The 22,258-nt window shown below is 66.2% G+C and carries 26 protein-coding genes; 18 read left to right on the top strand and 8 right to left on the bottom strand.

Translation table 11 applies throughout. From position 1 onward, the window contains the following. Window positions 1-264 precede the first annotated feature (264 nt). From FHU31_RS31980 to FHU31_RS00645, 7 genes are all read left to right on the top strand, one after another. Window positions 265-2,793, top strand: coding sequence for a polymorphic toxin-type HINT domain-containing protein (locus FHU31_RS31980; RefSeq protein ID WP_167154624.1), 2,529 nt, complete (start codon window positions 265-267; stop codon window positions 2,791-2,793). A gap of 37 nt (window positions 2,794-2,830) precedes the next feature. After that, entirely contained in the window at window positions 2,831-3,361 is a 531-nt protein-coding gene (locus FHU31_RS00670; RefSeq protein ID WP_234901111.1) for a DUF4265 domain-containing protein, read from the top strand. Between the two features lie 78 nt (window positions 3,362-3,439). Next, window positions 3,440-3,607, top strand: a complete 168-nt coding sequence (locus FHU31_RS00665; protein WP_167154622.1) for a hypothetical protein — start codon at window positions 3,440-3,442, stop codon at window positions 3,605-3,607. Window positions 3,608-3,862: 255 nt separating this feature from the next. Continuing rightward, on the top strand, window positions 3,863-4,273 hold the full coding sequence (locus FHU31_RS00660) for an ankyrin repeat domain-containing protein (protein WP_167154619.1): 411 nt from the start codon (window positions 3,863-3,865) through the stop codon (window positions 4,271-4,273). 48 nt (window positions 4,274-4,321) lie between these two features. After that, on the top strand, window positions 4,322-4,918 hold the full coding sequence (locus tag FHU31_RS00655; protein ID WP_167154617.1) for a DUF4241 domain-containing protein: 597 nt from the start codon (window positions 4,322-4,324) through the stop codon (window positions 4,916-4,918). Between the two features lie 153 nt (window positions 4,919-5,071). Further along, window positions 5,072-5,410: an Imm51 family immunity protein gene (locus FHU31_RS00650; RefSeq protein ID WP_167154615.1), complete on the top strand. Its 339-nt coding sequence runs from the start codon at window positions 5,072-5,074 to the stop codon at window positions 5,408-5,410. A 685-nt stretch (window positions 5,411-6,095) separates the two neighbouring features. Beyond that, window positions 6,096-6,512, top strand: coding sequence for a hypothetical protein (locus FHU31_RS00645; protein ID WP_090364694.1), 417 nt, complete (start codon window positions 6,096-6,098; stop codon window positions 6,510-6,512). Window positions 6,513-6,734: 222 nt separating this feature from the next. On the opposite strand, the gene FHU31_RS00640 is transcribed toward FHU31_RS00645, so the two are convergent. After that, window positions 6,735-8,567, bottom strand: coding sequence for a fatty acyl-AMP ligase (locus FHU31_RS00640; RefSeq protein ID WP_167154613.1), 1,833 nt, complete (start codon window positions 8,565-8,567; stop codon window positions 6,735-6,737). Window positions 8,568-8,985: 418 nt separating this feature from the next. Here FHU31_RS00640 and FHU31_RS00635 point away from each other — a divergent pair, with 418 nt between their 5' ends. Beyond that, complete coding sequence (locus tag FHU31_RS00635) at window positions 8,986-9,435, top strand: STAS domain-containing protein (protein WP_167154611.1); 450 nt, start codon at window positions 8,986-8,988, stop codon at window positions 9,433-9,435. A 42-nt stretch (window positions 9,436-9,477) separates the two neighbouring features. On the opposite strand, the gene FHU31_RS00630 is transcribed toward FHU31_RS00635, so the two are convergent. After that, window positions 9,478-9,639, bottom strand: coding sequence for a hypothetical protein (locus FHU31_RS00630; RefSeq protein ID WP_167154609.1), 162 nt, complete (start codon window positions 9,637-9,639; stop codon window positions 9,478-9,480). A 250-nt stretch (window positions 9,640-9,889) separates the two neighbouring features. Between FHU31_RS00630 and FHU31_RS31975 the strand changes: the two genes are divergently transcribed. The 5 genes from FHU31_RS31975 to katG all read left to right on the top strand — a co-directional run bounded on the left by FHU31_RS31975 (window position 9,890) and on the right by katG (window position 14,757). Beyond that, entirely contained in the window at window positions 9,890-10,876 is a 987-nt protein-coding gene (locus tag FHU31_RS31975; RefSeq protein WP_263987893.1) for a helix-turn-helix transcriptional regulator, read from the top strand. Between the two features lie 35 nt (window positions 10,877-10,911). Further along, on the top strand, window positions 10,912-11,628 hold the full coding sequence (locus tag FHU31_RS00620) for a GAF and ANTAR domain-containing protein (protein WP_263987892.1): 717 nt from the start codon (window positions 10,912-10,914) through the stop codon (window positions 11,626-11,628). A 71-nt stretch (window positions 11,629-11,699) separates the two neighbouring features. Continuing rightward, a complete protein-coding gene (locus tag FHU31_RS00615) occupies window positions 11,700-11,978 on the top strand; it encodes a GlsB/YeaQ/YmgE family stress response membrane protein (RefSeq protein WP_167154607.1) in 279 nt (92 codons plus the stop codon). Window positions 11,979-12,123: 145 nt separating this feature from the next. Beyond that, a complete protein-coding gene (locus FHU31_RS00610) occupies window positions 12,124-12,528 on the top strand; it encodes a Fur family transcriptional regulator (protein ID WP_181953126.1) in 405 nt (134 codons plus the stop codon). Between the two features lie 39 nt (window positions 12,529-12,567). After that, window positions 12,568-14,757, top strand: coding sequence for a catalase/peroxidase HPI (gene katG / locus FHU31_RS00605; protein WP_167154603.1), 2,190 nt, complete (start codon window positions 12,568-12,570; stop codon window positions 14,755-14,757). A gap of 51 nt (window positions 14,758-14,808) precedes the next feature. On the opposite strand, the gene FHU31_RS00600 is transcribed toward katG, so the two are convergent. Next, window positions 14,809-15,690 carry an SDR family oxidoreductase gene (locus tag FHU31_RS00600; RefSeq protein ID WP_167154600.1) on the bottom strand — a complete coding sequence of 294 codons (882 nt, stop codon included), beginning with the start codon at window positions 15,688-15,690 and terminating at the stop codon, window positions 14,809-14,811. 84 nt (window positions 15,691-15,774) lie between these two features. Here FHU31_RS00600 and FHU31_RS00595 point away from each other — a divergent pair, with 84 nt between their 5' ends. Next, on the top strand, window positions 15,775-16,338 hold the full coding sequence (locus tag FHU31_RS00595) for a TetR family transcriptional regulator (RefSeq protein WP_167154598.1): 564 nt from the start codon (window positions 15,775-15,777) through the stop codon (window positions 16,336-16,338). Window positions 16,339-16,378: 40 nt separating this feature from the next. Further along, window positions 16,379-16,756 (top strand): hypothetical protein, encoded by a 378-nt coding sequence (locus tag FHU31_RS00590; RefSeq protein ID WP_167154596.1) that lies wholly within the window; start codon window positions 16,379-16,381, stop codon window positions 16,754-16,756. Here FHU31_RS00590 and FHU31_RS00585 read toward each other — a convergent pair. Then, window positions 16,737-17,159, bottom strand: a complete 423-nt coding sequence (locus tag FHU31_RS00585; protein WP_167154593.1) for an EVE domain-containing protein — start codon at window positions 17,157-17,159, stop codon at window positions 16,737-16,739. The two genes, FHU31_RS00590 and FHU31_RS00585, sit on opposite strands and share 20 nt — an antisense overlap. 31 nt (window positions 17,160-17,190) lie before the next feature. Beyond that, on the bottom strand, window positions 17,191-18,135 hold the full coding sequence (locus FHU31_RS00580) for a DUF808 domain-containing protein (RefSeq protein ID WP_167154589.1): 945 nt from the start codon (window positions 18,133-18,135) through the stop codon (window positions 17,191-17,193). Between the two features lie 76 nt (window positions 18,136-18,211). Here FHU31_RS00580 and FHU31_RS00575 point away from each other — a divergent pair, with 76 nt between their 5' ends. From FHU31_RS00575 to FHU31_RS00565, 3 genes are all read left to right on the top strand, one after another. Further along, a complete protein-coding gene (locus tag FHU31_RS00575) occupies window positions 18,212-18,823 on the top strand; it encodes a TetR/AcrR family transcriptional regulator (protein ID WP_167154587.1) in 612 nt (203 codons plus the stop codon). Continuing rightward, on the top strand, window positions 18,820-19,479 hold the full coding sequence (locus FHU31_RS00570) for an enoyl-CoA hydratase-related protein (protein ID WP_167154585.1): 660 nt from the start codon (window positions 18,820-18,822) through the stop codon (window positions 19,477-19,479). The genes FHU31_RS00575 and FHU31_RS00570 overlap by 4 nt, the downstream gene beginning before the upstream one ends. A gap of 70 nt (window positions 19,480-19,549) precedes the next feature. Continuing rightward, complete coding sequence (locus FHU31_RS00565) at window positions 19,550-20,068, top strand: pyridoxamine 5'-phosphate oxidase family protein (protein ID WP_167154582.1); 519 nt, start codon at window positions 19,550-19,552, stop codon at window positions 20,066-20,068. Here the strand turns inward: FHU31_RS00565 and FHU31_RS00560 are convergent. The 3 genes from FHU31_RS00560 to FHU31_RS00550 are packed head-to-tail and all read right to left on the bottom strand — an operon-like array spanning window position 20,046 to window position 22,055. Continuing rightward, window positions 20,046-20,843, bottom strand: a complete 798-nt coding sequence (locus tag FHU31_RS00560; protein WP_263987891.1) for an acyl-CoA thioesterase domain-containing protein — start codon at window positions 20,841-20,843, stop codon at window positions 20,046-20,048. The genes FHU31_RS00565 and FHU31_RS00560 overlap by 23 nt on opposite strands. Next, a complete protein-coding gene (locus FHU31_RS31340) occupies window positions 20,840-21,109 on the bottom strand; it encodes a GNAT family N-acetyltransferase (protein ID WP_167154579.1) in 270 nt (89 codons plus the stop codon). Before FHU31_RS31340 ends, FHU31_RS00560 begins: the two co-directional genes overlap by 4 nt. Next, a complete protein-coding gene (locus FHU31_RS00550) occupies window positions 21,099-22,055 on the bottom strand; it encodes a pirin family protein (protein ID WP_167154576.1) in 957 nt (318 codons plus the stop codon). Before FHU31_RS00550 ends, FHU31_RS31340 begins: the two co-directional genes overlap by 11 nt. Between the last annotated feature and the right edge of the window lie 203 nt (window positions 22,056-22,258).

Genomic DNA, 22,258 nt, shown 5'->3' with positions numbered 1-22,258 from the left:
GCTCATGAAAGGTTGCCCGATAGCCACCACTCTTACGAGATTGACATTCCAGTCATGTATATGTGAGGGTGCGCCATCGAGGTTGTGCTGGGATCTTCCGCATCTGTGACGGGTGAATATGCGCTGCACAGTATCGGACGAGATCGCCGAGATTGTTGCTGTGGGCTAGATCACCGTTCGGTTTCGGGGTGGGTTCCCGACTACACCTTGCAGAAGCTCGTCGTAGCTGACGGGCCGGGGATCTGAATTTTGGGGGGAATGGTCGTGGGGGATTTTCTGCCGGGTGACCGGTCGGGGTGGAGTATCGGTCGGTGGTGGCAGGTCAGCTTCGCGTTGATCGTCACGGTGGCGCTCACCGTGGGCGGGGTGCACTGGCTTTCTGACCGAGGCCGGCCCGGTGCCGGTGCGGGGTCGGTTTCGCTAGCTCAAGGATTCGCCGATGCCGCGTGGGCCGCCTTCAGTGGATCCACCACCGTCACTGCGACCGATGCGGCGTTGACGGCGGGGCAGCGGTCGGCGGGCTTGCCGACCGACCCTGTTACCGGGTTGACCTCGAACACTGCGGCGGGGCCGGTGCAGGTGGTGCTGCCCGCAGGTTTGGGTGCTGCCCAGCACACCTCCGGTGGGCAGGTGGTCTACCCCGATACCGGTGCCGGGTTCGACATGCTGGCCGAGAACACCGCCACCGGGACCCGCACGGTCGCCCGCATCAACACTCCTGGTGGGGTGCGGATGGTCACCACCTTCGTGCGCACCCCGGCCGATACGGTGATGCTGGCCCACACCAACGGCTACCTGACCATCAACCGGGCCACCCCGACCGCCGAGACCGTCGGCATGTTCGCCCCGGCGGAAACCCGCGACGCCACAGGCCGACTCGTCCCGTCGTCGTACGTGGCGCGTCAACTACGACCCGGCCTGTACCAACTGTCGGAGGTGATCGATCCCCGCCCGGACACCGTGTGGCCGGTCTTCGTCGACCCGCCGCTGCATGTGGGCGGTATGGGTGGGGCACCGCTGCCGACCGGACTTTTCGATTCTTTCACCTCCACGATCAGCAGTGCCGCCAGCGCAGTAGGGGATGCGGTCACCACTGCCGCGTCGGCCACGGTGTCCGGGGCCAAAGCTGTGGGCACGTTCGTGAAGAACAACCCAATGGAAACCGCGATCATCGTCGCCGGTGCCGCGGTCGCGGTCACCGGTGTGGGCGGGCCGGCCGGGGCAGCCGCGATCGCCGCCGCCGTCGCCAATGTGAGTGCCGCCGGTTTGCAGATCGCCTCAGAAGCCATGCCCGACAACCAAGCCCTGGGTGTGGCTTCCACGTTGGCGGACGTCGCGACGATGTTCACCCCGACCGGGGCGGCGAAGAAGATCGCCGAAGAAACGGCCGAAGTTGTCGCTGAACAAGCCCTCAAACACACCGACGACATCATCGATGCGACCAAAGTCGTACCCAACCCGGCTCAGGTCCGCGAGGAGATCGCCGCAGCCGCAGCGGCCGGGAAGCCACCCCTGCCCGGTGTAGGGACTCCGAAAGCACCCAACGCGCCACCAGCGGTGAAGGCGCCCGAAGCTCCGGCGACGCCGTTGGGTGAGCGGGTTCCATGTGCGGGGCAGTCGTTCAGCCCGGACACGCTGGTGCTACTCGCTGATGGATCAAAGCGACCGATCGCGGCCCTACAGGTGGGGGATCGAGTCTGGTCCACCGACCCGGACACCGGACGCACCAGCGGCCAGACGGTGGCCGCGGTGCTGGTCAACCACGACACCGACCTGCTCGACCTCACGCTCACCAACCCCGCCGATGTCACCTCCGTGGTGCACACCACCGCCAAACACCCGTTCTACAGCCCTGTCCGCGCCCAGGCGCAGACGACTGGGTCGACGATCACCGGGTTGGCCAACACCACCACCCAGGCGCCTGCAGACACTGCGGGGTGGGTTGACGCCACCGACCTGCGCCCCGGCGACCAGCTAGCCACCCCGTTCTACGACAGCGTCGTCCACGTCGCCGGCCACACCCAGGTCGCCGGCACAGCCGACATGTGGGACCTCACCATCGAGACCACCCACACCTTCTACATCGCCACCCCCACCGCCAACGTCCTGGTCCACAACTGCCCGACGCCCCCGGCAACGCCCCCCGGACCCGAAACGCCCAGTATCAGTGCAAGTTCGCCTGCCGCTGACACAGCTGGAGTGAGGCCCGGAAACATTCCGCGTAGCGAGCGGGTACCTCCCGCCAGCGCGTCGAAGCGAGATGCGGCCCTCGAAGCGAGCGCGGCTCGTAACGGAGGTAAACCCCAATGCGCCTACTGTGGCAGCACGAGCGCCACCACTCATATCGACCACGTCGTCCCGCGCGCGAAGGGTGGAACTAACGAGCCGCACAATCTCGCGCCAGCATGCATGAAAACCTGCAATCTGCCCAAGAGTGACAAACGGCCGGAGGATTTTCTTCGTGATCTTGACGCGCGGGGGGTGACGCGCTCTGATGCCGATCAGAAGTTTCTCGATGAAGCGATTCGGATACATCAGCAACGCTCGTCGGGTACGCAACAGCGCCTATCGTCGCCAGCCGATCAACGTGCCGACCAAGAGACTCGCGTGCAAACTGTGACGGATCGGCAGCGTCAGTCCGCACAGGAATCCGCGCAGCGGACCAGTGAGCCAAATGCTCGACAAGGGAGCGATTCTGGATCGAGGATTCACGATGGAAGCTCATCGAAAAAGGGGAAGAAGAAGAGCCACAAAAAGAGCAAACCGAACCACCCGAAGCCAAGCGGCAAGTAAATAAGCAGGTTCCGAACAGGAAGGGTGCCGATCCAAGATGGCCCATGAACGTATCGACATCCTCACCGAGGTCGCCGTCGCGGCGACACCTCCGCACGGGGCTCTGTCCATGCTGTTCAAAGTAGATACTGACGACGATCATTCCTGGCCGCCAGCGGATTGGGAGGCGTTGTGGGTGCGACCTGAATCTGACGGCCAAGCGTATCGAATCCTCAGCATTCCCCTTCTTGTCTTCGGGATCGCGGTGGATGACCTCGTTTTGGGCACCTCTGGTCCGGAGGGCAACGTTGTATTCGACCGGAAGGTCGAGTCGGGAGGGCACTCCACCATCCGCATTTTTATTGACCACCAGGCCGAGGAAGACATCCTCAGTTTCCGTATCGCAGCCATCATTGATGAAGTGGAGGCCGCGGGGTGCGTGGTGCGGCGCACGGGATGGGATCTGATCGTCGCCGTCGACATCCCTACCCTCGATGCGTACGAGCACGTGTACGACGACTGCCTGATTCCCCGGGGCGAAGCCGGCGAGCTCACCGTCGAGTCGGCCTGCATGACTTTCGACACCTAGGACAGCAAAACGGTGAATCGTCCTGCCCTTCGTTACCTGCGGACCCTAAGCGACACTTTGCAACGAGAGGATTTCACAGTGCTGACGGGCCACCCCAGTTTGGAAGTCATCGACGCCAACCTGCGCACGGACAAGCTCAGCTACCAGGTCAATCAGATGCTCCACCTGGACCCGCGACGCAGCGAACCCGTACTACCAGAGGGCGTTAAACGCGAACTCGCGGCTCGCATCAGCAGCGAACAATAAGCACCTAATAACACTCAGAGGCGTCACTGGTGGACCCGTTCTTCTTTGAAGGCGAGGATCCCGCATCGGTGCAGGTTTCAGCTGAGCGCGGGTGACCTGTCTGTAGACGCGGTCGTTGAGGCATGGTGATGCCCTACGGCTACTTGTGGACAGGGGTGGCGGAATACCTGTTCAACAGGAACCGCCCTATAGCCCCGTCGTTATATTTGAATCCGCTTCTGCCGCAAGAATATTCGCCGCGCAAAGGATGTAGTAATGGCACGAACACCGCTGCACATGTACGACATGGAGTATGAGATCGATGAGTACCTGGGGTTGATTGCCAGCGGAGAACATGACGTCAACGCCCAGGATGCCGACGGGAAAACGCCCCTGCATTACGCAGCCGAGCAAGGACAGTCTCAGATCGCCTTAGCGCTGCTGGATGCCGGAGCGGATCCCAATCTGCAGGAGAAGATCCACGGCAACTCGGCGTTCGTGCAAGTGGTGTCCTATTGCGATGTGCCCACGATCAAGAAGGCGATCGCGCACGGTGCGGATCCCACCATCGCCAACCATCACGGCGTCCGGCCGATGGACCTGGCTGGTCGCCACCCGGAAGAGGTGATCCCGCTCTTGGATGAGGCAGCCCGCGCATTCCTCGCCAAGGACGGCGACACGGCATAACCCTCGTTCGAGGGTTATGGGTCGGACACGATCGCGAGGAGCTTTTCTGTGGAAGACGTCAGCAAGTTTCTCGTTGGCCGGACCGAGGAATACGCCAACGCCGCTGAAAGACCCACGGGCACAGTGTCGGTGCCCTCAGGTCGGCTGCGGATCATCGATCCGTTCTTCGAAGCCCGCTACGGGTGTGTGTTGTGGGTGCCACCTGGACAGCACCGAGCGTTTATCACCTACATTCACATCGATGATGACCTCGGCTGGTGCCCGGCCTACCTGTCCTTCAGGTTCACCGAGGCCCAGCCGGCCACCGTCGCGTTCGCCGACTTTCTCATCGCCCCACCCATCTCGATGGTCACCGGCGCGGTCAGTGGCAGCGACAACGCCATGATCGCCGTCTACGACGCCGACGCGAAGATCGACCCGAAGGCATTGGTACAGGCTCTGTTCGTCGATCTGGATACCCTCACCCGGACACCGATCGGTGCCACCAACGTCATCACCGACAGCGGCGCTCATGTCGTGGCGTGTCGCACCGGACGCGACGGCGCCTTCCCGATCCTGGCCACCCGCACCGCCGAAGGTGACCTGACCGCCATCCACATCGACTTCTACTGGGTCGACTTCGACCCCGGAGACGACATCTACTAATTCCAACTCCTGTCATCTGCACCGCCCTCTACCACCACACCGGCGGGCTTCCCTCGGCGCACACCAGCTGATCCAGACTGCCCCGCTGCGGTGGAATACGACTCAAACCGGGATGTGACCAGCCGCCACTGGAGACAAGGAGCAACCGAGCTCATGGAACCATTCGAACCATTCGATCTCTTCAAGGGCGACAGCGAAGACGTCGACCACACACTCCTGCTCGACGCAGATGAGTATCTTCCCGTCGAGGACGTCGTGGACGATGCCGGGCACATCGCCAACGGGCATTTCTGGACTGCGGTCGCCCGATACCTGATCAGTCAGCACCAACCAGCGTTAGCCAGCACCATCGAATTCGATCCCGAGGCCGGAACATTCGCCGCCTACGGTGACCGTGACAGCCTCATTGAGCTGCACGCCCTCCCCGCGGTCACCGACCCCGACATCATCGCCACACTCATTGACGCCGCGGGGAACGACCTCTTCACGTAACGGCCGCGCCATATTCGCGAATATGTCTCGATTCTGAAGAACTTGGATGGCTCATTTCTTGTCTCGTTTGGCGTGATCGCGTGTTCGTTGCTGAGTCCTGGCGGATCAGCTGTTGAGTGGGGCGCCCCGATCCGCATGAGACATTGCCCAGTGTGCGGTGTTTGGCCCGTGACCCCGCGGTCTACCTGTCGGGGCTTCTCCGCTTTCAAACACCTTCCTTGGTGAACGGCCACATCGACCATGAGTACGCCGCGTACCGCTTCGCGTTCATTGCTGTGGGCTAGATCACCGTTCGGTTTAGGAGTTGGTTCCCGACTACACCTTGCAGATGCCCGTCGTAGCTGACGGGCGATGTTGATCGATGTAAGGGGAACTGGATCGTGGGTCGTTGGGGATTTTCTGCCGGGATGGATCATCCCGACATGCCGGGGCGGATCGCGTTTCTATTTAGTAAGGATGGTCAATCATGAAATCTCACCCGCGGTCTGCGGTACGTGCCATCAGCACCGCGCTGGTGGTGGTGGTTTTGGTTTCTTGCGGCCAGCCCATTCGGAATGTGTCGTCACCGCCCAGCGACCCTGCCGCGGGCACGTGTCCGGCGGCGACTGCGGACCGCTGGGCCACTGCACCCCCAACGGGGGACGGTCCCGGCGTCCGAGTACCCCAGCCGCCCGCATGGGACTCTGTGCCCGAGCTGATCACCGCCGCTGCACCCATCGTGCTGCGCAACATGAGCCTTCAGCAGGGGAACTACGCGCCAGCGCTCACTGCCGTGGTCGGGGACTCTACGAATCAAAAGACGCCACAACTTCTGCTGGACGGCAGTTACAAGGCCCTCACCAAGAACCACACCAACCCCCAGCTCAAGAGCCAGCAGAACACCGTCGTATGCGGGTACCCCGCCCTCACCCTCAACTACACCGTGGATGCGGCGCCAGGCGGTCCCACTCAAACCGTGACCGCGCTCGTCATTGCCCCCACAGTCGGCGCCAAGCTCTACACCGTGGCCGTCACCAGTGTGACCACCCAACCCAACGACCCGACGTATCAACGTGATTCACAAGCCATGCTGAACGGCACCCAAGTCCTAGCACCCACGTAAACGTTCGGTCTGTCAAAACAACGGTGGCAGCGGCTCGGTGCTGAAACACGGCGCCTGCCTGGGTGAAGTGACCGTGTCTCGCTATGCGCAGGCCTGGCGGCGTGAACTTGGCACCCGCACCACCACTGAACTCGGTGCGCGTCAAAGGCTGTTCCGTGCCCTCAGAGAGGGGATTGACACCGCGACGCCTGCATATCAGGTGTCAGTTGTCCTCGGGCGTGCCTAGCGGTCGAACTTCCCAGCCAAATACTCTGTCCGGCAGGCATTTCGGGCCAGCTTGCCCGACGTCGTGCGCGGGATGACCCCGGCAGCGACCATCCGTATGTCGGCCACGCGCACCTGGTGGTTCCGTGACACCGCGGCACGTATCGCGTCCACGATGGGGCCGGGTTCGGCCCGGCCCGACCCGGCGGCGCGTTCGGCGACGATGACGAGTTCCTCGCTGGCGGTGCCGGGTACCGAGAATGCGGCGACGTAACCGGAGCGGACGGCGGGGGAGGCGGCGCTCACCGTGGTTTCGATATCGGTGGGGTAGTGGTTGCGGCCGTCGACGATGATCATGTCTTTGATCCGGCCGGTGAGGTACAGCTCCCCGTCCAGATAGACACCGAGATCACCTGTGGCAAGCCACAATCCGTTGTCGGGGACATCGTCGGCGTGGCTGTCGTCGCGCAGCCGGGTCTGCAACTTGTTGCCGAACACACGCAGGGTCTCTTCGGCCCGGCCGAAGTAGCCGCGCCCGACATTGTTGCCGTGCAGCCAGATCTCACCGACGGTCCCGTCGGGAAGCTCTTCGCCGTCGGGGCTGGCGATCACCGCCCACTGGTTAGGGATCGGCTGACCACAGGACACGTGGGCCACCGCACCGTCGGCGCCGGCATCGACCACCACGGCACGGCCGGCGTTGAGCTCGGCGCGGTCCAGATAGACCGCCTCGGCTGCCGCGGACGGGGCGATGCTGGCCACCGACAGGGTGGCTTCGGCCATACCGTAGGACGGTTTGATCGCGGTGGCGGGCAGCCCGTAGGGCGCGAATGCCGCGGTGAACTTCTCGATGGAAGACAGCGTCACGGGCTCTGAGCCGTTGAGGAGGGTGACCACGTTGGTGAGGTCCAGGTCGTCACCACTGGGCGGCAGGCCGCGTTCGGCGGCCAAGTCGAAGGCGAAGTTGGGAGCCGCGGCGAAGGTGCGCCCGTGGGCGGACTCGATGCCGAGCGCCTTGATCCAGCGGTAGGGCCGGCGGACGAAGGCCATCGGGTCCATCAGGGTGATGTGCGCGCCGCACAGCGCCGGGAACATGATCATGATCAGTCCCATGTCGTGGTAGAGCGGCAGCCAGCTGACACTGCGCACGCCCATGTCCAGATCGCCGGCCAGAACCATCTGCAGCACGTTGGTACAGACGTTGCGGTGGGTGATCTCCACGCCGGCGGGCGTACGGGTGGATCCCGAGGTGTATTGCAGGTAGGCGACGTCGTCGGTCTCCAGCGGTACCGGCGAGAAGGTCTGGGCGACGGCGTCGGGCACCGCGTCCACGGCGATCATCCGGGGACGTTCGGCGGCGGGCAGGGTACGCAGGAAGTTGCGTACGGCCTCCGACCCGGCGGTGGTGGTCAGCACCACCGTGGGTTTGGCATCGGCGAGCACCGCGGCCAGCCGTTCGGTATGCCCGGCCAGGGCCGGCGCGAACAGCGGCACCGCGATATTGCCGGCATGGATCGCCGCGAAGAACGCCGCCACGTAGTCCACGCCCTGGGGAGCCAGGATGGCGACGCGGTCACCGCGGGTGGTGACCTGCTGCAGCCGGGCGCCGACCGCGCCCACCTTGGCCCACATCCCGTTCCAGCTGAGCTCGATCGCCCGGCCTTCGGTGCCTTGGGTGTAGTCCAGGAACCGGTACGCCGGCGCATCGCCGTAAACCTCGCGATTGCGGTCCAGAAAAGAGGTCAGTGTGATGCCGTCGGGTATGACGATGGTGCCGTCTGGCCGGACGTATTCTTCGATACTCGGCACGGCAGATTCAACGATCTTGTCACTCAACGCTTCCCGACCCATAGCACAAATATAATAGCAGCGCTAACTATTCGGTGAATCGTGGAGTGATGGGAGTTCTCACTCCGGTGCCGTTCTGTGACGTACAGCGCATAGCGATGAAGCGTACCGCCGCCTGCGGCAATGCCCGACGCCGTGCGTGCCGAGCCTATTCGTTTCATGGACATCGCGGCCGCGCATCTGTTGCGGTGCGCCACTCGCGGCAAACCGTTGGGCGCCATGGGCTCTGTGCCCACGCCAGTTCAGCACCGTCGATGGTCGGTAGTCCGCAAACCGAAGACCTTCGGGCGGAGATCGCCTTCTGTGTGATAGCTCACTAGCCTGAACAAAGTTGAAACAACAGCTTGCTCGAAACCACATGGAATGTGGACCGGCGGCTGTACAGCGGCGGCCGGGCATCCCGAGAGTGAGGAAGTTGCCCATGGCGTCGACTCAGAACCGGGCCGGCAACCTTTTTCGGGCTCCCCGCCGCGGGGATACCGTGCTGACGGTGGCGACCCGGTGGTACGACCCTGCGGTCATCGTGGCGACCCTCGACGGCGTCGTCGATGCGGCGAACGTCGACACCGTCGTCGACGTGGTGTTGGACCGGGCCATGCTGTGCTGCTCGTTGATCGTCGACCTACGCGCTGTCACGTACATGTCCATTTCCGGACTTGAGGCGCTGCTTCTCCTGCATGGGCGCTGCGAGATCGCGGACACCAGGTGGACGATCATCCCCTCGGATGCGGTCCAGCGGCTTTTGCATCGATTCGACACCACCGGCGTGGTGCCGACGACGACATGTCTGGAAGACGGGTTCGCCGCCGCAGAACTCCATGTGCCCATCGTGCAGGTGGCGGGACCCGGCGACGAGGGCCGGATCGCCTGAACCGGTCATCGAAAACCGTTGCGGCACGGCGCCGCCCGGCCCTCACAAAGCGTTCTCGGGACCGAACACGGCCCGGACCTTGGGTGTGCGTCCCCAGGACCGGCTCAGTGCGGCGACGACCGCCAGGCCCGAGGCCGGGTTGGTGCCATGAGTGGCGTCTTCTCGGCGCTGGGCGCGCACTCGGCTGGTGTCCTCGACGGCCACCGCTGTGGTACCGAATGCGTTGGCAGGACAGTACTTTCCACCAGTTCCGAAGCGACGGTGGCAGCTGCGGAGATCATCGCCGGACCACCCCGTATCCGGGCGGTGGAAACGGTACCGGTGCGGCGGCGGTATGCTGACCACGTCTGGCTGAGCAAGAGCCGTCCCGATCCTTCGGCGCCCCTGGGTGCGCGGATCGGTGTCAATCGGCCCATCTTGGCAGAGCGGACAGATCGTGAAATCAATCCCCGACGTGGCTACCACGGCACCGGCCTCAGCGCCGATCGGCCGGCACGGTGACGGCCCGCGCGGGTCCGGGGGATGGCTGGTCGAATCCGGCGCCGGCGACTGGGGTGCGGAACGGGCCTATCTCGACGCGACATACGGGACGGCCCTGTCCATCGACGGCCTCGGTCCGGGGAGTTCGGTCCGGCACCGGTACGGCACAGCCAGTGGATTCACGGTGGACGAGGTGAGCCTTCGGCGCGGTGTCCGGCTGGTCGCTCGGCCCGAGACCGGGGTGATGATCGCGCTGGCGGTGGACGGCGCGGTGCAGTTGGGGGACACCGAACTCGGACCCGGCGAGTCGGTCCTGGCGGATGAGCGGCGCGGTTGGTCCGCCACGGCGCGCTCGGGCACCGTCGTGCTGATCATGCTCGAGGCGTGGCTGATTCAGCGGGCAGCGGATGAGCGGGGTGCGGGACTGCTCGCGATGCGCAACCTGCACCCCCGACCGGTGCTGCAGCAGTTGGGCGAAGCCTGGCAGCGCAGCGTGCACTACGTCGTGGAGATGATGGACGCGCGGGCGCCCCGCGCTCTCGTCGATGCCGGCGGCCAGGTACTCGCCGCCGCGGTGCTCGCCTGCTTCGCATCCCCGCCCGCGCCACCCTCACCGGCGGGCGCGCACGTCATGGATCTGCCTACGCCGTTGCGGCGCGCCATGGCCTTCATCGCCGCCGGCGCGCGCGAGGCGATCGGCGTCAACGAGATCGCCGAAGCGGTGCATCTGTCGCCGCGGGCCGTCCAATACCTGTTTCGCAGGCACCTCGACGAAACTCCGACCGAACACCTACGTCGGGTGCGGCTCCAGCGCGCCCATCTGGACCTGCTCGCGGCCGACCGAAGCGGCACCACGGTGTCCGAGGTGGCGCGGCGCTGGGGATTCGGCCATACCGGACGTTTTGCGGTGCTTTACCGGGAGACTTATGGAGTCAGCCCGCATATGACATTGCGTGGTTAGTGAGAAGGTGTGCAGATGACGGAGATGACGGCGCGGTGACGCACAGCTACGACGACGCCCTCAGGACGGCCATGGCGGACCTGGCCGGCACCGCCGAGGACGCCCGCAAGCCGATCGAACGCACTCTGTCCGAACTGACCGAGGCCGCGGTGGCGCTCATCGAGGGCGTGGACTGTGCCGGCGTGCTGTTGATCAAGGACGGTGAATTCTCCTCGCTCGCAGGTACATCGGACGTCGCGAGAGCACTCGACCACGCACAGCGGGATACCGGTGAGGGGCCCTGTGTCGACGCGGCGGAGCGCGATGTCATCGTGCGTTGCAACGATCTGCGCAAAGACGGTCGCTGGCCGCGCTTCAGTGAGGTCGCGATATCGACCGGCGTGCTCAGCGTGATGTCATTCCGGTTGTACACCAAGGGTGTGGACAGCGGTGCGCTGAATCTGTTCGGCTTCGGAACCGGCTCGTTCACCGCCGAACCCGAGGCCCTGGGCGCCATGCTGGCCACGCACGCGGCCATCTCGCTGGTGGCGGCCAACCGGCAGCAGCAGTTCGACTCGGCGCTGGCCAGCCGGGACCTGATCGGGCAGGCCAAGGGCATCATCATGGAACGTTTCGACGTCGACGCGGTCCGGGCCTTCGAGCTGTTGCGCCGGGTGTCGCAGGAGTCCAACACGCCGGTGAAGGTCATCGCGGCCCGGCTGGCCGAGCGCAGTTCGACGGATGACGACGGGTCGGTCGTCGGGTCGGTTTGAGAGTCAGCCGCAGCGGGCAATCCTGATCTGGGCGCACCAATGGGGTGCACCGCATCGACAGGAGTACGACCATGATCGGGACCATCATCAGCGCTCTCGTCGTCGGATTGATCATCGGCGCCCTGGCTCGGCTTGTCATGCCGGGCAAGCAGGACATCGGCATTCTCATGACCATCGGACTCGGCGCCCTCGGCTCGCTCATCGGCAGTTGGGCGACCTACCAACTGGGCTACCACAACGCCAATGGCGGGTGGGAGATCATCCCGTTCGTCGTCGGTATCGCCGTGGCCGCCGGGCTGATCGCGGTGTACCTGGCCGTCCGCGGCCGGTCGCATCACGTCACGCACTGATACTTCCGCGACACCGAAAGCCCCGGCCACGGTCGGGGCTTTCGCATGTCCGGACTTCACCCAAAAACCACCAACCTTTTTCTTGACTAATTCCAGATAAGGGGTGAGACTCGACTGCGTGGGTACGTCAGAGGAATTCCAGCAGATGTTGCGGGACGCCTCTCTGCGCGTCACCCGTCCCCGGGTCGCCGTGCTGGGCGCCGTGCACGGTCATCCGCATGCCGATACCGACACGGTCATCCGTTCGGTGCGGGCGGACCTTCCCGAGGTGTCGCATCAGACGGTGTACGACGCGCTCAATGCGCTGACTGCGGCAGGCCTGGTACGGCGAATCCAGCCTTCGGGTTCGGTGGCTCGCTATGAGTCCCGAGTCGGGGACAACCACCACCATGTGGTGTGCCGAAAGTGCGGCGTGATCGCCGACGTCGACTGTGCGGTCGGCGAGGCGCCGTGTCTGACGGCATCCGACGACCTCGGTTTCGCGATCGATGAGGCCGAAGTCATCTACTGGGGCGTTTGCCCCGATTGTGCTATCGCACAAACTGTTTGATCACCTGTAGTCAGTCCGACAGCCCCGGAAAGGTTTCACATGCCAGAGACATCCCCACCGATCGGTGAAGCCCAGACAGAGCCCGCCGAGAGTGGTTGTCCCATGCTCATCAAGCCGCCCGTCGAGGGCGGCAGCAACCGCGATTGGTGGCCCAACGCGGTCAACCTGAAGATCCTGCAGAAGGATCCCGACGTCATCAACCCGCTGGACCCGGACTTCGACTACAGCGCGGCCGTGCAGACCCTCGATTTCGATCAACTCGCCGCTGACGTCGACGCCGTGATGACCGATTCACAGGACTGGTGGCCCGCGGACTTCGGGCACTACGGACCGTTCTTCATCCGGATGTCCTGGCACGCCGCCGGCACCTACCGGGTCGCGGACGGCCGCGGTGGTGGCGGTAAGGGCATGCAGCGCTTCGCGCCGCTGAACAGCTGGCCCGACAACGTCAGCCTGGACAAGGCCCGCCGTCTGCTGTGGCCGGTGAAGAAGAAGTACGGCAAGAAGCTGTCCTGGTCCGACCTGATCGTGTACGCGGGTAACCGCGCCATGGAGAACATGGGCTTCAAGACCGCGGGCTTCGCGTTCGGCCGCCCCGATTACTGGGAGCCCGAAGAGGACATCTACTGGGGCGCCGAGCACGAGTGGCTGGGCTCCCAGGAGCGCTACGCCGGTTCGGGCAAGGACCGGACCAAGCTGGAGAACCCGTTGGGCGCCAGCCACATGGGGCTGATCTACGTCAACCCCGAAGGCCCCGAGGGCAATCCGGATCCGGTGGCCGCCGCCATCGATATCCGCGAGACCTTCGGCCGGATGGCGATGAACGACGAGGAGACCGCAGCGCTGATCGTCGGTGGTCACACCTTCGGTAAGACCCACGGCGCCACCGAGGTGGAGAACGGCGTGGAGCCCGAAGCCGCGCCGCTGGAGATGCAGGGCCTGGGCTGGGCGAACTCGGGTCTGGGCAACGAGACCGTCAGCAGCGGTCTCGAGGTCACCTGGACCCACACCCCCACCAAGTGGGACAACTCGTTCCTGGAGATCCTCTACGGCAACGAGTGGGAGTTGTTCAAGAGCCCCGCGGGTGCCAACCAGTGGCGGCCCAAGGACGGCGGCTGGGCCAACTCGGTACCGATGGCCCAGGGCAACGGCAAGACTCATCCGGCGATGCTCACCACCGACCTGTCGATGCGGATGGACCCCATCTACGGCGCCATCACCCGGCGTTGGCTGGATCACCCGGAGGAGCTGGCCGACGCGTTCGCCAAGGCCTGGTTCAAGCTTCTGCACCGTGACATGGGGCCGGTCCCGCGCTACCTCGGGCCGCTGGTGCCCAAGGAGACCTGGCTGTGGCAGGACATCGTGCCCGCCGGCCAGAAGATCGGCGATGCCGATGTCGCGACGCTCAAGGCGGCCATCGCCGAGTCGGGTCTGACGGTGCCGCAGCTGGTCTCGACCGCGTGGAAGGCGGCCGCGTCCTACCGGCACAGCGATATGCGTGGTGGCGCCAACGGCGGGCGGATCCGGCTGCAGCCGCAGCTGGGCTGGGAAGCCAACGAGACCGACGAGCTGGTCCCGGTGATCGCCAAGCTGGAGGAGATCCAGGCCTCCGCGGGCGTGCCGGTGTCCTTCGCCGATCTGGTCGTGCTGGCCGGCAACGTGGGTGTCGAAAAGGCTGCCAAGGCAGCCGGATTCGATGTCACCGTGCCGTTCACCTCCGGTCGTGGCGATGCCACCCAGGAACAGACCGACGTCGAGTCGTTCGCCTACCTGGAGCCCAAGGCCGATGGCTTCCGCAACTACGCGGGCAAGGGTCTGCCGCTGCCGTCGGAGTACGTGCTCATCGACCGGGCCAACCAGCTGAACCTGTCCGGTCCGGAGATGACGGTGCTGATCGGCGGCCTGCGGGTGCTGGGCGCCAACTACCAGGGCACCGACCTCGGTGTGCTCACCGACAAGCCGGGGCAGTTGACGACCGACTTCTTCGTGAACCTGCTGGACATGAGCACCAAGTGGACGCCTTCCTCGGCCGAGGACGGCACCTACGTCGGCACCGACCGGGCCACCGGTGCGCCGAAGTGGACCGCCAGCCGCGTCGACCTGCTGTTCGGGTCGAACTCGCAGCTGCGGGCCCTGGTCGAGGTGTACGCCGAGGACGACGCGAAGGAGAAGTTCGTCAAGGACTTCGTCGCCGCGTGGACCAAGGTCGCCAACTCGGATCTGTTCTAACTGCAGCCCCTCGATCCAGGCCGGTCCCTTCGGGGGCCGGCCTGGACCGTTTCACGGCCGAGGCGTGAAGTAGTGGCCCTGTGCCAGATCTTCCATCAGGCCGATTTCGGTCGGCTCCCAGCCCAACGCTTTCCGGGTGTGCACGCTGGAGGCCGCCACATCGAGGGCGAAGAAGGCACCGAGCCAGCCGAAATGGTCGGGCCGTGCCGAGCGCACCGGCAGATCGAGATGGGCGCCGATCGTCTCGGCGATGACCCGGGTGGGGATGCCCTCCTCGGCGACCGCGTGCACGATGCTGCCGGCCGGGATATCGCCCTCGAGCGCCAGCCGGAACGCGCGCGCCGCGTCGAACCGGTGGACCGCCGGCCACCGGTTGGCCCCATCGCCCGGATACGCCGCCACCCCGGTCTCGCGGGCGATGTCGATGAGCCGCGGCACGAAGCCGTGATCACCCTTGCCGTGCACGGTCGGTGGCAGGCGCACGGCGACCACGCGGACCCCGCGTTGCGCGAAGCCGAGTGCGGCCGCTTCGGACTGCCGGGGAATTCCGGGCGATGCCGGATCGGCCTCGGTGATCAGCCCGGCGGACCTCACCACCGCCATCCCCGAGGTGACGACCAACGGGCGGTGCGAGCCGGCCAGCGCCTCGCCGAGGGCCGCTATGGCGGCTTGATCCATCGCGCTCGCCCGTTCGAAGTCGGTGAAATCGTGGTGGAACGCCAGATGCGCGACGGCGTCAGCGCCCTCGGCTGCTGCCCGCAGGCCGGCGAGGTCGGTGAGGTCACCGCGGTGCGGGACGGCGCCCGCGGCGGCGACGGCGGCGGCCGACTCCGGTGATCGGGCCAGACCGGTGACCTCATGACCGGCGCCGACCAGCTCGGCAACGAGCGCCGATCCGACGAAGCCGGATGCTCCGGTGACGAAGATACGCATGGGATCCTCCAAGTGATGTCAGTAGCTGTCATGGGAGTAACGCCGATGACAGTCGCTGTCATTCCCTCGGGCTAGGATCTCTGCGTGAGCCGGTGGCAGCCCAACGCCCGTGGCCGTCTCGAGGAGGCGGCACTCGAGCTCTACGCGTCGCACGGTCTCGACGCGACGACGGTGGCGGAGATCGCCGCACATGCCGGGCTCACCGAGCGCACCTTCTTCCGGTACTTCGCCGACAAGCGCGAGGTGCTGTTCTCCGGGCAGGCGGCGCTGATCGAATCGATGACCGGCGCGGTGGCCGGGATGCCCGCGGGCACCGCGCCCCTCGACGCCGTGGGCGCCGGACTGCATGCGGCGGCGCGCATCATCGGTGGCCGGCGGGACGGTGCCCGTCGCCGGCAGGCGGTGATCGACGCCAATCCCGGTCTGCAGGAACGGGAGCTGAGCAAGCTTGCGACATTGGGCGCCGCCCTGACCGAGGCGCTACGGGGGCGCGGGGTGCCAGAACTGGCGGCACGGGTCACCGCGGAGGCGGGTATCGCGGTGTTCAAGGTGGCATTCGAGCGGTGGATCCGGGCCGAGGAAAGCGAGCTGACGGAGGCCGTCGAGGAGGCTCTCGAGGCGCTGAAGGTGCTGAGCGCGAACGGCTAAAGCCGTTCCCTTACAGCGGGAATCGGCCTAACATCAAGAGGTGTCATTCCCGGTATGGGCCGGCGAATGGGGAGCCGCTCCGCACCGCGCGTACGGGCGGTCGACGTCGCTGAGCAGACGGCAGGCACGGCACTGGAGCCGGCGGTTCTCCGGGGTCGGGGTCAGCATTTCCGCGCCCCGGCTGCGGGAGTTGGTCGCGGGCACCGCCGAAGCGGGCCACGAGGCGACCGATGCGGAAGTGACCGACGTGCGGTTCGCGCTCACCGCCCTCGATATCGAACAACAGCGCCACCAGGCCACGATGCGGCGCGCCCGCGCGAGTGCCGTGCAGGCGGCGATCTTCGTCGCGGTGGCGCTGATAGCGCTCAACGCGATGCTGTGCCTGGCCTACCTGATGCTCAGTGCGGTACCGCATTGACACCGGGGCGCATCGCCGCGCGGATCACCTCGAAGTCGCTCTGCTCTATCGAGAACAACCCGAACCGGAACCGGTAGCCCCAGCGTGCCTTGTCGACGATGAAGTCCAGTCGATCCAGGAGCGCACGGATGGGAGTCTCGGTACACGTCACGAACTCGACCCGGCGTCGCCAGTGCTCGTTGTCGGCCTGGTACGGCGCGTCGTCGGACACCCGACCCAGCGCCGTGAACGCTTGTAGCGGTGCACCTTCGGGGTAATCGGTCTTCGGTGAATAGAAGGCGATCCAGTCATCGCGGGCCAGTCTGCGCAGCCCGTGCGGCTTGCCGTGGTTGGCCTGGGTGAAGCCGCCGGCGACGCCGCGTTCGACGTGACCGCGACTCACGGTGTTGATCCAGTACGTCACGCCCGCAGGGTAGGCGCGGACCCCGACAGGTTCAGTCGTGCTTCTTCTTGCCGAACGGCAGCACGTGGACGATGCCCACCACGATGACGCCGACGACGAGGCCGACGACGGCGGACGCCGCAGTGTTCGTCAGCCAGGCCAGCACGCCGCCGATGCCCTGCACTGCGTGGTGTACGAAGTCTTCGGCGTGATGCACCAGACCGTAGGGCGCATGCCAGCCGAGGTTGTCGGTGCCGGTGAGCAGGATGTGCCCACCCACCCACAGCATGGCGACGGTGCCGATGGTGGACAGCGCGGCCAGCACCTTCGGCATTCCCGAGACCAGCCCGCGGCCGATCTTCTGCGTGAAACGGGATTGCCGTTGCGCCAGGCTGAGCCCCACATCGTCCATCTTGACCAGGACGCCGACGATGCCGTACACGGCGGCGGTGATCACCAGCGCGACGATGACCAGGATGATCAGCCGCGGCACGAACGGCTGATGGGCCACCTCGTTGAGCGCGATCACCATGATCTCGGCGGAGAGGATGAAGTCCGTCCGGATGGCACCGGCCGTCATCGCCTTCTCGTCGACCGCCGCGGCGGATGCCGCCGCGGCGTCAGAGCCGTGCGCGTCGTGATGCAGGAACCGGCCCAGCACCTTCTCGGCGCCCTCGAAACACAGGTAGGTCGCGCCGACCATCAGGATCGGCGTCAGCAGCCACGGTGCGAACTGGCTCAACAGCAGCGCCGCCGGGAGGATGAACACCAACTTGTTGCGCAGTGACCCGATGGCGATGCGTTTGATCATCGGCAGTTCGCGGTCGGCGGTGATGCCGTGGACGTATTGGGGAGTCACCGCGGTGTCGTCGATCACCACGCCCGCGGCCTTGGCCGTCGCCTTGCCCGTGGCCGCGCCGATGTCGTCGATGGACGCGGCCGCCAACCGGGCCAGCGCGGCGACGTCGTCGAGTAGTCCGAACAGCCCGGCGCTCATGCCCGAAGGGTACCCGGTACGCAGGAACCGCTCAGGTCGGCCAATAACAGAGCATCCGCTCTGTTATTGTGGCGCCATGGCCCGCCCGCGCGTGTACGACCCGGACGCCGTGCTCGACGCCGTCGAGACGCTGGCGGTCCAACAGGGTCCGGCGGCCGTGACCGTGCGCGCCGTCGCCACCGCCGCCGGCATCTCGAACGGCGCGCTCTACCACAGCTTCTCGTCGCGGTCGGAACTGCTGGGCCGGGCCTGGCTGCGGGCCGGTAACCGGTTCCTGCAGGTTCAGGACGCCCTCATCGATCAGGCGCCGGACCCGGCGGCCGCCGTGATCGCCGCCGCCGGGGCGCCTGCCGTGCTGGTGGACCGGTACCCGAATTCCGGTCGCCTGGTGCTGACCGTGCGACGCGAGGACATCCTGGATGCCGAGTTGCCCGACGAACTGGCCCGCGAACTGCATCACCTGCAGACCCGGTTGGTCGACACGATGGTGCGACTGGCCGACGGCCTGTGGCACCGTCGTGACCGCGCCGCGGCGGACACCATCACCACCTGCGTCGTCGACCTGCCGACCGCCATCCTGCTCACCCGGGATCGACTGGCCAGCCCGACCGCCCGCCACCACCTGAGCGCGGCCGTACGCGCCGTGCTCGATATCGGACCGCCACCCGTGAAAGGAACCCGACCATGACAGCCACCCTCGAGTACACCGACAAGATCGCCGTGCTCAACCTCGGTGACGACGAGAACCGTTTCACCCCAGACTTTCTCGATACCGTCAACGCGCATCTGGACACCGTGCTCGCGGACGGGGCCGCCGGGCTGCTCACCACCGCGAGTGGGAAGTTCTACACCAACGGGCTGGATCTGGACTGGCTGGCGGCCAACGCCGACCGCACCCCGTGGTACGTCGGACGGGTGCAGGGCCTGCTGGCCCGGATGCTGACCCTGCCCATCCCGACCGCCGCCGCGATCGTCGGGCATGCGTTCGGCGCCGGGGCGATGCTCGCCGTCGCGCACGACTTCCGGGTGATGCGCGCCGACCGCGGCTTCTTCTGTTTCCCCGAGGCCGATATCCGGATCCCGTTCACCGACGGGATGGCGGCGCTCATCCAGGCCAAGCTCACCCCGCAGGCCGCCGTCGCATCGATGACCACCGGCCGGCGATTCGGCGGTGTCGACGCACAGGCCTACGCCATCGTCGACGGCACCGCCGGTGAGGGTGCGGTGGACGGTGCCGCTCTCGACATCCTGCGGCCACTGGCCGGGAAAGACCCCGGCACGCTCGGGGCGATCAAGCAGACCATGTTCGGTGCTGCCGCCGAAGTCCTGCGGGCCGGCCGGTAGCCCGGTCGGCAGGGGGCGCAACGGCATCCCGGTGACGGTGGCCGCCGCCGCCCCCTGGTAAGGATTGATCATGGGAACCAATCAGCGCGCCACGATCGTGATGGCCGATGACGAGATCACCGAGTTCATCGAGCGCAGCCGCACCGCCACCATGGCGACGGTGCTGCCGAACGGCCGGCCCCACCTGGTGGCGATGTGGTACGCCGTCCTCGACGGTGAGATCTGGTTCGAGACCAAGGCCAAATCGCAGAAGGCGGTGAACCTGCGCCGCGATCCGACCATCACCGTGATGATCGAGGACGGGTTGACCTACAACACCTTGCGCGGAGTATCGATCGACGGCACCGCGGAGATCATCGACGATCCCGAGACCAACCTGCGGGTCGGTATCAGTGTGTGGGAGCGCTACACCGGTCCCTACACCGACGAGATGAAACCCTTTGTGGACCAGATGATGAACAACCGGGTCTGCATCCGGGTGGTGGAGTCGCGGCGGCGCAGTTGGGATCACCGCAAGCTGGGACTGCCGGAGATGCCGGTCAGCGGCAGCACCGCCCAGTATCTGGCTAGCGACCCGGCGGCGGGCTGAATCCGCCGCTGGTCACCGCGGTCGCCATGCCGCTGCCGATCGGTCCGCTGCGATCGAACAATGTCGCGGTGCCGGTCGCGACGCCGGCACTGCTGTAGTGGGTCAGCGCGGTGAGACCGATATCAGGCCCGACGGGCAGGCGACTCAGCGTCAAGGTGTAGTCGGCGTTGATGTAGTGCAGCCCGGCCGGCCCGAAATGCGTCAGTGAGCTCACCACGTCGCCGGCCATGGCCGCCCGGGTGAACGGTGTCATGGGTTCGCCGTCGACCACCGGTGCCGTGTTGCGCACCCATGCGTGTTTGGGTCCGGTGTGCTGCCAGGCGGTCAGATCCGAACTCGGTTCCGACCCGGCTCCGTGCGCGACGATCTGCATGGGCCGGGCGTCATCGTGGTCGGGCGGCGGCGCGGCCGGGATGGCGATCTCCGATGTCCAGATATCGGTCGGGGCGGGCTCGCCGCGGCGCAGGAACACGGTGCTGGCCCGCGCCACCATGACGTCACCTTGAAATGCCTGAGCATCAACAACTTTGATGCGCTTACCGGAGCGGACCACCTGGGTGCGCACCGCGACCGGCTCAAGTGCGGCGGGCCGGAAGAGGTCGACGGTGAGCCGGGCCGGCTGCATCTGCGGGTCGCCCGCGTCGCGGTCGAGGACGAATCCGAGCAGACCGCCCAGCACGTTGCCGCTGATGGTCTGACCCCATGGGCCCTGCGCGAGCGGCGTCGGCGCGAACCCGTTCCCGGCAGCCCGAAAGTAGGCCGCGGGCAAGCTCACTCCGGGTTCTTCGCGATGTATTGGGTGACCATCGAGCAGTACGACTCGATGGACAGCCCGTCGGCACGGGTGGCTGCCACCGTCTCGGCGACCAGCCGCGTCCCCAGGCCGCGCCCGCCGAATGCGGGATCGATCTCGGTGTGCGTGAACACCCGCACCCCGTCGCGGTCGTGGAAGTCGACCAGACCGACCTGCCTGCCGTCCAAGGAGATGGTGAACCGGTTATCGCCGGGCGTCACCACGGCTGCGGTGTGTTCAGCGCTCACGGGGTTTGAGCCTAGCTCCGGGCAGCACGGGCGCGGGCAGTCGGGGCAGCGCACCGGCATAGCCCTCGACGGCGCCGAACCGCGCATCCCCGGCCTGCCAGGCCTCGCGGTATTCCACGATGTCCTCGTGGGTGCGGCCGACGAAGTTCCACCACATCACCAGCCGCTCGGGAAACGGCGGACCGCCCAACAGGATCAGCCGTGCGGGTGCGTCCGCGCGGTTGACGATCTGCAGGCGATCGCAGCCGGGGGATTGGTAGGCGAGATCGGCGACCTGCAATTGATCGCCGGCGACCTCGACCTCACCCTGGTCCAGCAGCGCACCGTGTTCGAAGGCCGGGTCGACGTCCAACTCGATGGTCGCCCCGGGGGCCACATCGAGTTGGGCGCCCAGCAGCGCGGTGGCGGTGGACACCGGCGAGCGGCTTACGCCCAGCTCGCCGAGGAACACCCGCAGCGTGGCACCTCCGATGGAGACGGCGGGCGGCGCATAGTGCGCGAAATCGCGGCCGCCGTCGCGGGCCGTGTCGGGCAGCGCCACCCACAACTGGACGCCGTGCAACACGGTGGTGGCCGCGGTCGACACCTCGGAATGGCAGATACCCGCACCGGCGGTCATCAGGTTCAGCTCACCGGGCCGCACCATGGCGTGTACCCCGGCGCTGTCGCGGTGTTCGATCTCACCGCGGAAAAGCCAACTGACGGTCTGCAATCCGGTGTGTGGGTGGGGCGGGACGTCCATTCCGGGACCGCCACGCACGTCCTGGGGACCGTAGTGGTCGGCGAAACACCACGCCCCCACCATGGAGCGTTCCTTTGCGGGCAGCGTGCGCCGCACCGTCATCGCTCGCGGGCCGCCCAGTGGCACCTGGCGAGCGTGTAACACACCGCTGAATCGCGATGCGCCGCAGTCGACTTCATCCGGGTTCGCATCCGCGTTGCTCACGCTGCCACAGTAGCCCCGGCGTACGGCGGGGAGCGGAAGTTTGGGGACGGTACCGGCATGGCGCCTCTCGGCAAGTGGTCGCTCGAGGCGACAGTTCTGATGTGGTACCCGGGGCATGACCGGCACCGTCGGAGTGTTCAACGGGCCGGGGGCCGTGGCTATTCCGCCGGTCGCGCGGTGAGCAGTATCACCGCGGCGGCCAC

The organism is Mycolicibacterium fluoranthenivorans (assembly GCF_011758805.1).
GTDB lineage: Bacteria > Actinomycetota > Actinomycetes > Mycobacteriales > Mycobacteriaceae > Mycobacterium > Mycobacterium fluoranthenivorans.
The sequence above is the reverse complement of the archived record's forward strand: the minus strand, read 5'-3'. Positions and strand labels throughout refer to the sequence as shown.